Source organism: Candidatus Zixiibacteriota bacterium, assembly GCA_040753875.1.
Classification (GTDB): Bacteria; Zixibacteria; MSB-5A5; order GN15; family FEB-12; genus DATKJY01.
On the sequence record JBFMDV010000025.1, the window covers coordinates 134,985 to 148,347 of the forward strand.

The 13,363-nt window shown below is 55.8% G+C and carries 16 protein-coding genes; 7 read left to right on the top strand and 9 right to left on the bottom strand.

All coding sequences use genetic code 11. The features are described from left to right. Positions 1–12: 12 nt before the first annotated feature. From AB1644_09585 to AB1644_09615, 7 genes are all read left to right on the top strand, one after another. Positions 13–957 (top strand): VanZ family protein, encoded by a 945-nt coding sequence (locus AB1644_09585; protein MEW6051294.1) that lies wholly within the window; start codon positions 13–15, stop codon positions 955–957. A gap of 82 nt (positions 958–1,039) precedes the next feature. Beyond that, the gene (locus AB1644_09590) at positions 1,040–1,726 is read left to right on the top strand and encodes a head GIN domain-containing protein (protein MEW6051295.1); all 687 of its coding nucleotides are present in this window, start codon (positions 1,040–1,042) and stop codon (positions 1,724–1,726) included. Between the two features lie 262 nt (positions 1,727–1,988). Next, complete coding sequence (locus AB1644_09595; GenBank protein ID MEW6051296.1) at positions 1,989–2,324, top strand: DUF721 domain-containing protein; 336 nt, start codon at positions 1,989–1,991, stop codon at positions 2,322–2,324. Between the two features lie 5 nt (positions 2,325–2,329). Further along, positions 2,330–4,273: a DNA topoisomerase (ATP-hydrolyzing) subunit B gene (gene gyrB / locus AB1644_09600; GenBank protein ID MEW6051297.1), complete on the top strand. Its 1,944-nt coding sequence runs from the start codon at positions 2,330–2,332 to the stop codon at positions 4,271–4,273. 29 nt (positions 4,274–4,302) lie between these two features. Beyond that, positions 4,303–5,388: a phospholipase D-like domain-containing protein gene (locus AB1644_09605; GenBank protein MEW6051298.1), complete on the top strand. Its 1,086-nt coding sequence runs from the start codon at positions 4,303–4,305 to the stop codon at positions 5,386–5,388. Then, positions 5,385–6,671, top strand: a complete 1,287-nt coding sequence (locus AB1644_09610; GenBank protein ID MEW6051299.1) for a DNA methyltransferase — start codon at positions 5,385–5,387, stop codon at positions 6,669–6,671. The genes AB1644_09605 and AB1644_09610 overlap by 4 nt, the downstream gene beginning before the upstream one ends. A gap of 101 nt (positions 6,672–6,772) precedes the next feature. Then, complete coding sequence (locus tag AB1644_09615) at positions 6,773–7,363, top strand: tetratricopeptide repeat protein (GenBank protein ID MEW6051300.1); 591 nt, start codon at positions 6,773–6,775, stop codon at positions 7,361–7,363. A 23-nt stretch (positions 7,364–7,386) separates the two neighbouring features. Here AB1644_09615 and AB1644_09620 read toward each other — a convergent pair whose 3' ends face one another. The 9 genes from AB1644_09620 to rpsF form a co-directional block, all read right to left on the bottom strand. After that, positions 7,387–7,875: a hypothetical protein gene (locus tag AB1644_09620; protein MEW6051301.1), complete on the bottom strand. Its 489-nt coding sequence runs from the start codon at positions 7,873–7,875 to the stop codon at positions 7,387–7,389. Next, entirely contained in the window at positions 7,872–8,279 is a 408-nt protein-coding gene (locus AB1644_09625; protein MEW6051302.1) for a hypothetical protein, read from the bottom strand. Before AB1644_09625 ends, AB1644_09620 begins: the two co-directional genes overlap by 4 nt. 96 nt (positions 8,280–8,375) lie before the next feature. Further along, complete coding sequence (locus AB1644_09630; protein ID MEW6051303.1) at positions 8,376–8,588, bottom strand: hypothetical protein; 213 nt, start codon at positions 8,586–8,588, stop codon at positions 8,376–8,378. Between the two features lie 91 nt (positions 8,589–8,679). Further along, positions 8,680–10,482 (bottom strand): penicillin-binding protein activator, encoded by a 1,803-nt coding sequence (locus tag AB1644_09635; GenBank protein MEW6051304.1) that lies wholly within the window; start codon positions 10,480–10,482, stop codon positions 8,680–8,682. Beyond that, on the bottom strand, positions 10,483–10,977 hold the full coding sequence (locus AB1644_09640; GenBank protein ID MEW6051305.1) for a bifunctional nuclease family protein: 495 nt from the start codon (positions 10,975–10,977) through the stop codon (positions 10,483–10,485). A gap of 3 nt (positions 10,978–10,980) precedes the next feature. Then, complete coding sequence (gene rplI, locus AB1644_09645) at positions 10,981–11,427, bottom strand: 50S ribosomal protein L9 (protein MEW6051306.1); 447 nt, start codon at positions 11,425–11,427, stop codon at positions 10,981–10,983. 31 nt (positions 11,428–11,458) lie between these two features. Beyond that, the gene (locus AB1644_09650) at positions 11,459–12,496 is read right to left on the bottom strand and encodes a DUF2232 domain-containing protein (GenBank protein MEW6051307.1); all 1,038 of its coding nucleotides are present in this window, start codon (positions 12,494–12,496) and stop codon (positions 11,459–11,461) included. Next, positions 12,480–12,722 carry a 30S ribosomal protein S18 gene (rpsR, locus tag AB1644_09655; GenBank protein ID MEW6051308.1) on the bottom strand — a complete coding sequence of 81 codons (243 nt, stop codon included), beginning with the start codon at positions 12,720–12,722 and terminating at the stop codon, positions 12,480–12,482. Before rpsR ends, AB1644_09650 begins: the two co-directional genes overlap by 17 nt. Before the next feature lie 27 nt (positions 12,723–12,749). Next, positions 12,750–13,316, bottom strand: coding sequence for a 30S ribosomal protein S6 (gene rpsF / locus AB1644_09660; protein MEW6051309.1), 567 nt, complete (start codon positions 13,314–13,316; stop codon positions 12,750–12,752). Between the last annotated feature and the right edge of the window lie 47 nt (positions 13,317–13,363).

Consider the following 13,363-nt stretch of genomic DNA (forward strand, 5'->3'; position numbering starts at 1 on the left):
CGAGCATTCGTAATGCTCGCGGGCGCGGCAGCGCTGGTGATCCCGCTGGTGTTTCTGAATATCCCGGAAAACACGCGGCTGCTTCAGGCGCTCTTCAACGCCGGGCACGCCCCGCTGTTCGGCGCTGTCTCACTTTTCTTTCTCGGATTATCGTTTACGCTCCTCGAACCGCATATCGAGCGGCGGTATTGGCACTACGTGATAGCGGCGGGCATGGCCGTGGCATTTGGCTTCGGCACTGAATACGCCCAGATTTTCACGGGGCGCGATGCCGGACTCGACGATGTCGGACGCGATATCATCGGCACCGTGGCCGTACTTGGCATCACCATGACCTACGACCGCAAGCTATTCCGTGTCCGCAGATTATCGCTAAGCAAAGTATCGACCATGCTGAGAACCGCTCTGTTCATCCTGCTCCTCAGTCCCCTCGTTCCCGTGGCGATCTGGGCGGCGGCATACGATAAGCGTGACTCGATGGCGCCATATCTCTACCGATTCGATTCCTATTTGGGACGACACTTCGTTTGCACTGAAACCGCCGATCTCGCCGTTGTTGATCCACCTGCATATTGGAAAAACAATAGTGACGGCAAAGTCGGGCGGCTGTCCTTCCACAAAAGTCTCTACCCACAAATGTACATCGACGAGGTCTATCCCGATTGGACCGGCTATGATAGTCTTACATTCGACATCGTTCTGCCCCGCTCGGATTCGGCGCAGCTCACGCTCCGCATAAACGACTGGGTCCACAACCAGGAGCATGGCGACCGGTTCAACAGCAGTTTCTATATTTATCATGGTCTCAACCACGTCGCAATCCCGCTTGCCGATGTCGCCCACGCGCCGCTTGGCCGGCCGATGCAGATGGACCACATCAAGACAGTCATCTTGTTCTGCGCCGAGCCGCTGGACAGCTTCACCGTTTTTATCGGCCCCATGCTCCTGACCAAATGACCGCGGCCACTTGTGAAACTTTCGCGCAGACGGACCCGTAATTAGTCCTAAGGTCACAGAGAAAGATCCGCAGGAGGAGATTGTGCACTGGCGCAAGACAGTATTGGTATTGGCGGCTCTGGCGATAGCGTCGTCAACCGCCTCCCCCGTTCGAGGCGATGAGTACTTCGGTAACTGGTTCGGACGGATGGAAAAGGGCTCCGGGAAAATGCAGAGCGAGGAACGGGACGTGGGGGAGTTTGCCCGTATCCAGACCCAGATCAGCGTGGATCTGCACATTGTCGTCGGCAAGCCGCAGAGCGTGGTCGTCACCATCGACGACAACCTGCTCGATAACGTCAAAACGCGTGTCCGCGGCGGAACGCTTCGGATAACCTCCCGCGGTTCCTTCAGCACACGCCACAACTGCAAGATCGAGATCACTATCCCAAGTCTGGCAGGTGTCGTTTCGGAAGGTTCCGGAAACATCTCCGTTGAAAATCTCTCCGGTGAGCGCTTCGAATTCACGCTCGCCGGCTCCGGCAATCTCACCGCCGAAGGACATGTCGATGAACTCGACATAGAACTTGATGGCTCCGGTGATATCGACACGCGAGAATTGACTGCGGAAGATGTCACCGTGACGGTTAATGGCTCCGGTGATGTTAAGGTGCACGCCAGGAAAGGGCTCGACGGCACTATCAATGGCAGCGGCGACATCGGGTATGTCGGCGAACCTGAGCACGTCGCGACTCGCGTGTACGGTTCAGGGAGTATTCAAGAAATATAATCGCTCTACGAAAATTCACGGTTCACTTGTGATTGTGGCGGCATCTTGGCATTGTTCGATTTGCCGCCACACCCGTTTTTGACGCGCCGAATCGTTGGCAATCGACATCCACTATTGCCCCATTTCCGTCACTCCGCAAATCATCCCATCACAAACCTCAATACCGGCCATAACATACTGTGCCGCAGCATGTTATGACTTGGTTTTTGCTTGCAATTGTTTCAACAATTGGGTATCTTTCAGTGTTACGGAATTGTACAATATGAAGCACAGACGACCATCGACCGGAGGTCCAGTTCGCGCCCCAAAACCGATTTCAGGCGCTCTCGATTCGCTCATCGGATCGCTCGGCATCGCCGACAGTTATCACGGCTGGATGGTGGTGACAAAGTGGCCGGAGATGTTTGCCGGACCGATCGCCAGACGCGCGCACGCGTTCAAGTATGATAGCGGCACACTGTTTGTCGCGGTCGAAGATGCAGCGTGGCGGCAGAACCTCTCCATGGAGACCGAGGCCATGTTGGAAAAGATCCACAGTTATCCGTTCGGCCGTGTGGTGAAAACCTTGCGGCTGGTGCGGAGTGAGAAAGGAATATAACACAGATGGCGACCGAAGTCGAAGAGGCAACCAACAAGACAAAAGCCAACGGCGGCAACGGCAACTACGATGCTTCCAGTATCACCGTCCTGAAGGGCCTGGAAGCGGTTCGCCATCGGCCGGCGATGTACATCGGCGACACCGGTCAGCGCGGGCTGCACCACATGGTGTACGAAGTGGTCGATAACTCCGTCGACGAGGCGCTGGCCGGGTATTGCGACACGATCACCGTCGAGATCGGCAAGGATGGTTCGATCACCAATACCGACAACGGCCGCGGCATCCCGGTCGAGATCCACCCGCAGCAAAAAGTCTCGGCGCTTGAGGTCGTGATGTGCACCCTGCACGCCGGCGGCAAGTTCACCCACGAAAGCTACAAAGTCTCCGGCGGCCTTCACGGCGTCGGTGTTTCGGTAGTGAACGCCCTGTCCGAATGGTGCTGGGTGGAGGTATGTCGCGATGGCGCCGTCTGGAAACAGGAATACCGCCGCGGCGTACCGGTGAAACCGGCCGCCAAGGTCGGCGCGAGCAAGAAGGTTGGCACCAAAACCTGCTTCCTGCCGGACTCCGAGATCTTCTCCAAGATCGAATTCAAGTTTGATATTGTGGCGTCACGTCTTCGCGAACTGGCCTTCCTCAATCGGGGTCTGGAGATCATTCTGATCGACCACCGGGTCGGCAAGGAGGTCTCGTTCAAATACAAAGGGGGCCTCTCCGCGTTTGTCGAGCACCTCAATGAAAACAAAGCGGTGTTGTTCACCAAACCGATCCATTTCCAGAAAACCCGCGAGGATGTCGAGGTAGAAATCGCCTTGCAGTACAACGACGGCTACTCCGAGTCGGTCTATTCGTACGTCAACAACATCAACACTATCGAGGGGGGCACCCATCTTACCGGTTTTCGCACCGCGCTGACCCGCACCATCAACAGTTATGCCTCCAAAAATAACCTCTTCAAGAAAGAGAACATCCAGCTCCAAGGGGACGACGCCAAAGAGGGGTTGACCGCGGTCGTCTCCGTCAAAGTGCGCGACCCGCAGTTCGAGGGTCAGACCAAGACCCGCCTGGGGAACTCCGAAGTACGAGGCGTGGTGGAGTCGGTCACCAACGAGAGTCTGGGAGAGTTCTTCGAAGAGAACCCCTCGGTTGGGCGCAAGATCGTTGAGAAGATGGTGCTGGCGGCCACGGCTCGCGAAGCGGCCCGAAAAGCCAAGGAACTCACGCGCCGCAAGACCGCGCTGGATACCGCTGCGTTGCCTGGCAAACTGGCCGACTGCAGTTCGCGCGACCCGGAATCATCGGAAATATATATCGTCGAGGGAGACTCGGCCGGCGGCTCCGCCAAACAGGGGCGCGACCGCAGATTCCAAGCCATCCTCCCGCTCAAAGGGAAAATTCTCAATGTTGAAAAGGCGCGCCTGGACAAGGTTCTCTCCAATGAGGAGATCCGCACGCTTATTACCGCTCTCGGCTGTGGAATCGGCGATGACTTCGATGCCGAAAAAGTGCGCTATCACAAGGTCATCATCATGACCGATGCCGATATCGATGGCTCCCATATCCGCACGTTGCTTCTCACATTTTTCTTCCGCCACATGCGCGGCCTGATCGATCTCGGGCGCATTTACATCGCCCAGCCGCCGCTCTTTCGGCTTCGCCACGGCAAGTCCGAGGCGTTTGCGTATTCCGATGAAGAGCGCGACAGACTTCTGAAGAAAATGCCCAGCCAGGGTCTTACGGTGCAGCGCTTCAAGGGGTTGGGCGAAATGAACCCGGAGCAACTCTGGCGGACCACCATGGATCCTGAGGTGCGGACACTTCTGCAGGTATCGTGCGAAGAAGGGGCGGCCGCCGAGAACCTGTTCACGGTACTTATGGGGACGGAGATCGAGCCCCGCCGGGCATTCATTCAGGAAAACGCACAGTACGTGCGGAATTTGGACGTATAGGAAACTGACGGATAGCCCGGGAGGGGAAGATGATCAAGATCGAGCTGGCTAGTGAGAACACACTACGGAAGGCATTGGACGGCAGCATGTCAGAGTTTTTATGCACGCCGTTCTTTTCAAGAGATGGCCTAAGGCTTGTCGAACAACACTTGGCCAAGCCCAGTCAAGTAGATATCGTGCTGAGAGCCAATATCTACGATTGGGTCACTGGCTACGGCGACTTGACTGAAATGCGTGGTTTCCTCGAAGGATTAAGAGAGAGTAACGTAGTGCCGTCACTTTTCATCGTGTCGAATTTGCACGCCAAAATATACGTCGGCGTTACAAAAAAGCGCGCCTACTTTGGATCTGCGAATCTCTCGGCGGCAGCATTTCAGAGCAATGTGGAGATCATGACGTTCACTGACGGCGCCGATTCAGATCCGATCATAGAAGTCGTAGACCAAATCAAGGCGAACGCTCTGGCGGTCTCCTTTGAGAACTTCAACGCCATGATCGACGTAACGAAAGACACGGTCGTTCGAGCGGCAAGGACGCAGAAGCAGTCCTTCGAAAGCGATCCAGACTTTGACGTCGCTGTGCAGCTATTCTCCACAGAGCTACAGAAACATGTCATACGGCGCAAGCGTGCTACCAAGACCAGTAAGTCGGCTGTATTACCAGATGAGTATGGGGACTACACTCCGCTTCCAGCCCCCTGGCCGACGATTGTGGAGTTCTTGACGTACTGCGGAGAGGTCAAGTCCAGTGTAGCTCGGGAGATAGTCGATCGTTTCGAAGGAAAGAATAACCTTCAGGGCCACATTAAGCACATTTTCTACGGCTGTCTGTTCTTCTTTTTTGAACACCCCAGCTACATTGAATCAATTCCACACGACCTTGCCAAGCGCGATCATGTGAATTGGGCCGACGAGCCCTGGCTAGCGCATTGGAAGTCATATTTGTCCAGACACAAGGGTGAGTTCTATAAGAACATAGCCTTTAGCTATCATTCGCTAATTACATATCTTCCGGCTTCACTGGGTGGCGTTCAAGTCACTGGAGGCGCATCAAGTGGCAATTTCAAGAAGATCCTCCCACTTCTCGCAAGGATGCTAAGGGACCGAATTAAATGATTGAAACTAACCGGATCCACCACACCAACTGCCTAGAAGGCCTTCCGAAGTTGGAATCTCATACGGTGTCGGCCATTCACACAAGCCCTCCTTACAACATTGGCCGCGACTACAACGGGTACAATGATTCTCTTGAGAAGCGTGAGTACCTTGAGTTTATATCAAGCGTTGTTGATGAGATGTACCGCGTCTTGCGACCTGGGGGAAGTCTCTTTTGGCAAACTGGTTACACGAGCTTCGATGATAACTTCATTTACCCTATTGACCATCTGACTTTCCATTGCTTTACAAACGCTGGGTTCAAACTGAAGGATCGGATTATTTGGCGTTACTTTGGGGGGATGTCTTTCAAGCAAAAGTTCACAAACAAACATGAGACGATTTTGTGGTGGGTCAAACCGGGAGCTGAGTGTCATTTCGACGTTTTCCCTATCCGCGAGAGGTCTCGCGAGCTCGACCCACGTAACAATCTGTTTGGCCGTAATCCGGGGAATGTATGGGAAGTAGATCGCGTCGCCTACGGTTCCCTCGAACAGACATCTCATATTGCTGTATTTCCTGAAGAAGTATCCGATCGTATAGTGTCTTCAGCGACATGTGCTGGGGACTTGTGTCTTGATCCCTTTTCTGGTAGCGGAACTCTCTGCAAAGTGGCCAAGACACGAGGTCGTGAGTTCGTAGGGTTTGAAATCGCAGACCAGTACTACGCAGACAGCGTTAAGCGTCTGTCACTTGTCCCAACTGGCGAGTACCGCAATGTCTTGTCGGCACTAGTCAAATTGAACGCTTTTGTGGGAAATGGAAAGTCGCTAACTCTCCTCAAGCTTCATGCACATATCGACCTTCTTCTCCGAAACCTCGGCCTTGACAAGGTCGGCCTGTTTGAAAGTCCAGACGAAATCGAATGGATAAGGACAAAGACGGACTCCTTCTCGAAGGCGCGTAAAGTCTCGTTCTGGAGATCGACCGACGATTTCTTCGAGTCCCCAAAGAACGCAGGTCACCCGCTATACGTACTCAATCAGTGTCTCGAGTACGCGTTCAAGCTCACGCGCGTTCAGAATGGTGTAATGCGTCTGCACAAGATTCTTGAATGGCACGACCAGTACATGTCCCGTAAGGATGCTCTTGCCGACGACCTCAAAGCCATATTCTCGGAAGAGAAAGAGTCATTCGTTCGCTCCGGCAGTCGAATAACTCTTAGAAACAAGTTCCGTGAGGTCCGTACTTCCCCACGAAAGACCGCCTCCAAGAAATCGTCCCAGACCAGTTTCATTTCCTAAGACCTGCGGTCCGCAAACCACAGGTCGTTTCTCATACCCATTGAACCACCGTGCTGTTATGTTGTTCTAATCAGCAAGCAAATATTAGACAAGGAGACTCCATGACCACAATGTCTACCCGCCTACAGCTGATGATCACCGCGCTGTCACTCCTCACCTTCGCTGCCACCAGCACCTTCGCCCTCGGCTCCGGTGAGAAGTCACCTGAGGAAAAAGCAGCCGACGACCAGAAAAAAGCCACCCGCTTGTATAACGACGGTGTCAAGGCGATGGAATCAGCGCGCACCATTGGCCAAAAGGGAGACTCGATCTTCGCATACAACTACCGCGCCACTTCGGATGCCAAAGCACGCAAGGAGTTCGAGAAAGCAGTCGGCAAATTCAATCAGGCGGTCGAGCTCAACCCAAAACTGGCCGAGGCACACAATAATCTGGGCTACTGCTATCGGAAACTCGGCAAACTCGATGAGTCACTCAAGGCGTATGAGAAGGCCATCGGCCTGAAACCGGATTTCGCAAAGGCCCGCGAATACCGCGGCGAGACCTATCTCGCCATGGACCAACCGGACAAGGCGACGACAGAACTGGATTTTCTGAAACAGATGCGCTCACCCCTCGCCGACACGCTGGCCAAAGCCATCGAAGTCTATCAGCTCGAGGCGATCAGCGCCAAAGCGCATTCCGGCAAATGATGACGGTGATGTAATAGGAAAGACTATGCGGGGCGGCCCGATGGCCCGTCTTCTTTTTTGTCGTTAGCCGATGAATCCAATGGCGGATTCAGCACACTATCCGGGATGACCACTCGCGGCGTGAAAACACCCAACCAGCGCTGATACCATTTCCACTTCTTCTTTTCTTCCTTGAAGAACTTCTTGATACGTTTCTCACGTGCCAGCGACACGGAATCGTACGCCTCAATCCTCTGAATCATGATTTCGAGCGACTGACGCTTCTCCAGCGCACACCGAAACGTATCGTAATCGCGCAAATTGAAAATGCTCTGGATTATCGGTTCGAAAAACACCATCGCCTGCGAACCAATGAAATTCAAGGGCTTCACTGACTCCAAAAACAGGATCGCCGGAACGGTCCAACCCTTGTCCACAACCTTGAATGCCACGCGGTCCAGCACGGCAGCTTCATCTTCGGGAAGTGCATCAGCCGGACTCGGCAGATCGGTGCCACCTTTGAAAAAACTCATGGTCGGATTCCTGGTTGTAGCATATCCGCCGTCGGGCGATTGATGCGAGCCTTGACGAATGCCGTTACTTCAGTGGCATTATCATCAAAGAGTAGAAAGATGCCCCGAAAATTCTCGAGTCGCGACTGCTCAACGAACGGCGACAGGAGGATGCCGTTCTTGTCGGGCCAGCAGCTTCGGAAGATGCTCCATTCCTTGTATAGTGTATGTGTCGTCGTTTTGATCATGATCCGCCTGTCGCTCAGCCGATAGACCGTCGGAAAATAAAATTTCGACAGCGATAACAGAAGCACGACCAGAGCGAGCACGGTAAACAGTCTTGACCCCGTGCTCAGATACACGAGCAGGCTCACCAACAGAACAAACGCCGACGTCGCTATTGCCATCATCGGCTTCCGTTTCATTGGATGGCTGGTCCACTCCAGGACCGCCCCTTCACCTTCACTGCCCGCGGTCGCTGCCGCTCCCTTTGTGTTTTGACCTGCATCGGCCATGATACACTATGCGTTTGGCTTGTCCGGCTGGCGGTACCGTTCTTTTTTCACCTGTTCCATGCTTTTCAAAAGCTCGTTAGGCTGGAACAACTTTTTTTCGACCATGAGCCGCACCAGCGCCTCCAGCGCCAGATTGTTGGAAAGCGCCAGTTCCTCGAAACTCACCTCGCGCTCCTTGCCGTCGACCACCATTTTAATCGCTACGCGTTTTTCATCCACAACGGTCTTTCTCTTTCAGGTTATACGTGAATGATCATGTCAAGAATCCACTGCGGTCCCGCTGTTGAAATCAGAACGTCCAAGTGTCCATTCAGCGCGGTGCCGTCGGCGCTGGCGATGTGGAACGCGTCGGTTCGAGCAGCCGCGGCTGTCCCGATTCGATCTGGTACAGCGGCAGGTCAATATTCTCTCGATGTGCGCCGAAACTCAGTCTCGCGGCAGCCCCTTCAAAGGAACTGGTCGCTGACAGTTGCCGGACCAATTGCTCCCGTGTGACCACGTCTTTTGCCGTCGCCTGCGCCACCAGTTTCACCGCGTCATGTCCAAGACACGCCAGCCGAGCCGGTTTCTTGCCGTACCGCGCCGTGTACGAGGCTGAGAACCGAAGAAACGCCTCGGATTGTCCCGCATCGAGAAACGGCGACGGAAACACCACGTTGCGCGTGATGTCACTGCCCAGCCCATAGATGGCGTCGTCGCCCCAGCCGTCGGAGCCAAGGTAATGTCCTCGGAGATTATAGAAATTCAACTGCGGCAGGAGCAGACGAAGCTGGTCCGCGGAACCAGGCAGGAACAGACAATCCACCCGTGCCGGCGCAGCATCCGGTTCCAGCGTATCACCCCGCTCATTTATGTAAAGCGCCGTATCTTCCGAGCGTCCAAGCAGGATCGATTTGACATCGCGTATCATACCGCCGAAATCTTTGTCGCGCGAGCGGTAGTATTCGACCGCCACCACTTTGCCTCCCAGTTCCTTGAATCGACGCTCGAACGACCCCGCCATCGTCAGATTCTCGGAATTCGATGATGTCATGATCACCGCCGAATCCGCCTTGAGATTTCGCACCGCGTACTCGGCCATGACTATCCCCTCAAGCTCGATATTGGGAGATAACTGGAACGATGTCTGGCTGAGAAGAGTCAGTCCGCTTTCCGTAGCCGCCGGCACCAGGAGCGGCAGCGATCTGCACGACAGCGATGCCGATGCCACCGCCGTTTCCTCGCTGGTCAATGGACCGATCACCGCATCGATATCCGCATCGGCCAGCGTGCCCACCAGACGACCGGCCGCCACTGGCTCCCCTCTGGTATCAAACGGTACTATCGTGAGCGATCGGCCGGCCTGGCCCCGGTACATCTCTGCCGCGACCACGGCGCCATTCAAGATGTCTTCGCCGTAATTCTGAAGTTCGCCCGACAGCGGAACCGCCACACCAATGGCGATCTCTTCACCAAGAACTGCGAAATCCGACCTGTTTGCAGTCGGTCGCTTCGCCATATCCGGGCACAACGCGAGCAGCTTGGCGGCTTCGTCGTTCTGCCTCACACTCAGCAGCCGGGTGCCGAGCGTCCGCGCCGCCAGACATCGCTGCGGTTCCGGGATCTCCACGATCCTCCCCGCATCGATGCGCAGACGCGGATTCGACACCAGCGCCCGATCCACCGATTCGAGCGCCAATGCCTGCAGCTTCGGATCCGAGGTATGACCCAGCGCCTGAAGGTACCTGCCTACCGCCCTGTCCGGTGACCCCGAGGCATACTGGATATTCCCCATGAAGAAATAGGCGTACGGAACATACGCCGATTGCCCGTGCTCCTTTTCAAGTCTGCGAAATGCCGCCAGCGCATCGGTAAAATTGCCGGAATGATACAGCGCCTTACCGTAAAGATAGGTTTGAAAATCTCGATTGGCCGAATCGGCGTTGTTTCCCTGCAGTTCGCCGAGTGCGCGTACAGCCAGCGTGAACTTCCCCTCACGCATGAGTCGCATGCCATCATCGAGGGCGCGATCCGCTCCGGCAGCGGGACTTGCGGCCGACTGCGCGAACGACCCGGCCCACAGACACGACATCGCCAGCGTCGCGCCGAGCACACGGAGAACTCTCCAGGACATCTACAGTGAGTATTTTCCGAAATCTTCAGGATTGATGCGTTTCAGGCGTTCCCGCAGCGACTCCCGGTCGGTCGGCATATCGAGCGGCTCGGCCGTCCCCTCGCGCTTCAGGTCGAACAACTCCTCGTTCACGAAAATGGCGGCGCCGGTTTTCAGAGCGAGCGCGATCGAGTCTGAAGGGCGCGCATCGACCTGACAGGTCTGACCGTCGACGGTAAGATGAATGATCGCGTAAAACGTCTGTTCCCGTAGCTCCGTCACTTCGATCCGCTCCACGTGGGCATGAAGCGTCTCGATCACCCGCTTGAGGAGGTCATGGGTCAAGGGGCGTTTCGACCCCACGCCGGAAAGCTCCATCGCAATCGCCCAGGCTTCGGCGTGGCCGATCCAGATAGGCAGCACCTTGTCCAGCCCGGTCGGCGACAGCACCACGACCGGCGTGTTGGTGGTCATATCCAGCGCCAGACCCTCCACCTTCACTTCAAGCATCTTCATGGATCAGCTTTTCTTGATCACCCACAGCTTCAGATTGGCGATCACATCCTTGTCTATCTTGACCGGCACCGTGTACACGCCCAGCGCCTTGATCGGTTCTTCGAGATGAATGGCCCGCTTGTCCACCATCACCCCTTCCGTCTCCAGCAGGCCGGCGATCTCGTGTGCGGTCACCGAGCCGAACACCTTGTCCTCCTCGCCTACCAGCACTTCGGCCGAGAGCGACAAGCGCTCGATCTTGTCTTTCACCACTTCTGCGGCGCGGCGACGTTTCTTCTCGCGCGAGGTCTTTTGTTTGGCGATCTCGCCCACTGCCGCCAGGTTCGCGCGCGACGCCGGAATCGCCAGATTGCGCGGGATCAGAAAATTGCGGCCATATCCGTCCTTGACCTCAACCGTCTGACCGGCCTCGCCCAACGACTCCACGTCTTCACGAAGGATCACTTTCATGATATCCTCTTTTCTAATATACGCTATTAACCTACGTTTCGATACTTGTGTTCGCACCCGACAGTTTTCGCCAATCGGTGAAACTGTCGATGAATCCGAGCAGCACTGCCGCTGCCAGACCGGCCACCTGCGTGAAAAACAGCAAGAGATAGAACAACACGCGAAGCAGACGGCTCACGCCGAATCGCCTTAGAAAATGTTCGATCACCGCCAGCCCGGATATGCAATAGAAGATCGCCATCACCACGATGGCATTGTCGGCCAGCATCCGTACGGTCTCGTTGCCCGCCAGCCGCGCCAGGATCGCCAGGATCAGCACCGGCGTGAGAGCAAACGGCACTTTCCAAAGCACAAAGTTGTCGACCCCTCGGGTGGCCTTACCGCACCGATGGATCCGATTCAAGAACAACAAATAGCCCACACTGAACTGCGTTATAACGGTCATCACCATCGAGGCTGGTGTCAACCGAACCAGCCAGTCCAGCAGCTTCTTGATCACCTCGCCGTAGCTCTGCACCATTTCCGGTGTGTAGCCGCCGGCCAGCAGGCTGTTTTGAATATCGCTTTGCACTATCGAACTCATGCCGGTCATGAATTGCATCAGCATCGCCCATCGTGGCAGCATCTCGATCGCCGAGATAATGACCAGCAGCAGAACCCCGCTCACGTATACCATCGTGCGGGTACGCTGCGCCAGGATTAGACGACCCGCCACCACGGCCACCAGCCAGACCATACTCCAGGATGTGAGCACCAGCCAGACGTCGTCAAGTCCTCCAAGCGCGGCGGCCAGCACCGCCCCGCCCAACCCGGCCAGCCAAAGCAGAACGGTTCGGCGGTTGTACGCCATGTCAGCTATCGAGAAATACAGGAACATCGCCAGGAAATATGCTATCGCCGAGGTGACTGCCGCTGCCGCCGCCGACCCGTCGACCCGAAACGCACCGACCTTCAACGCCGGATACAGCAACATGCCTGCTACCGCCAGCCAGGTTAGTGGCCCGCGACGGTATCGCACAGTCGACTTTGGGGCCGCCGTCTGCTCCAATTGCTCAGCGGTACGATTCACTCACAAACGGCAGGATGGCCATGTGCCGCCCACGCTTGATCGCCTGCGTCAGCTTCCGCTGATGGGTGGCACAGTTTCCGGAAATGCGACGCGGCACCATTTTGCCCCGTTCGGTCATAAACCGGCGCAGCAGCCGCTCATCTTTATAATCGATGAAGTTGATCTTGTTTTCGCAGAAACGACATACTTTCCTGCGTCTCTTGTCGCCAAATTCACTCATGGGAATATCCTCACCTCAGATTGTCCGATCCTCTTACAGTTGCTCATCGTCCGTGTCGTTCGCCTCAGGCTCCTCAACCGGAGCTTCCACCGGCTTTGCCTCAACCCGCGGCTCGGGCCGTGGCGCTACCGGTGCCGGAGGCGGAGCCGATGGTGCCGGGCGACGGGAATACCGCCGATTATCCCGGTCGTCATCACGATCACGGTCACGGTCTCTATCCCGATCACGGTCACGATACCGCTCCCGGTCCTCTCGCTCCCGCTCTTCAAGACGAGCTGCAAACTCTTTCTGGCGTTCCCGCACCGCCGCCGGGTCCCCTTCGAACACGATCGTGAGATACCGCAAATACGGTTCCTCAATTCGATAGTGGCGGTCGAGGATCGGGACAATCGTGCCGGATGATTCGAAGATCAGACTGGCGAAATACCCTTGCGTCAGCCCCGCGACTGGATACGCCAGACGGCGCGTGCCGAGTCGATCCTCGAAGATGATCTTGCCCCCGTTGGACGTGATGACATTAGTGACCGCCTGTACCTGACGGTCTATCGTCGCATCATCGGCCTGGGGATTGACAATAAAGGTGGTCTCGTAATAGCGCACGAGCGTACCTCCCTTTGGACGTTGGTTAAGGTTCAAACGGCTCCGTC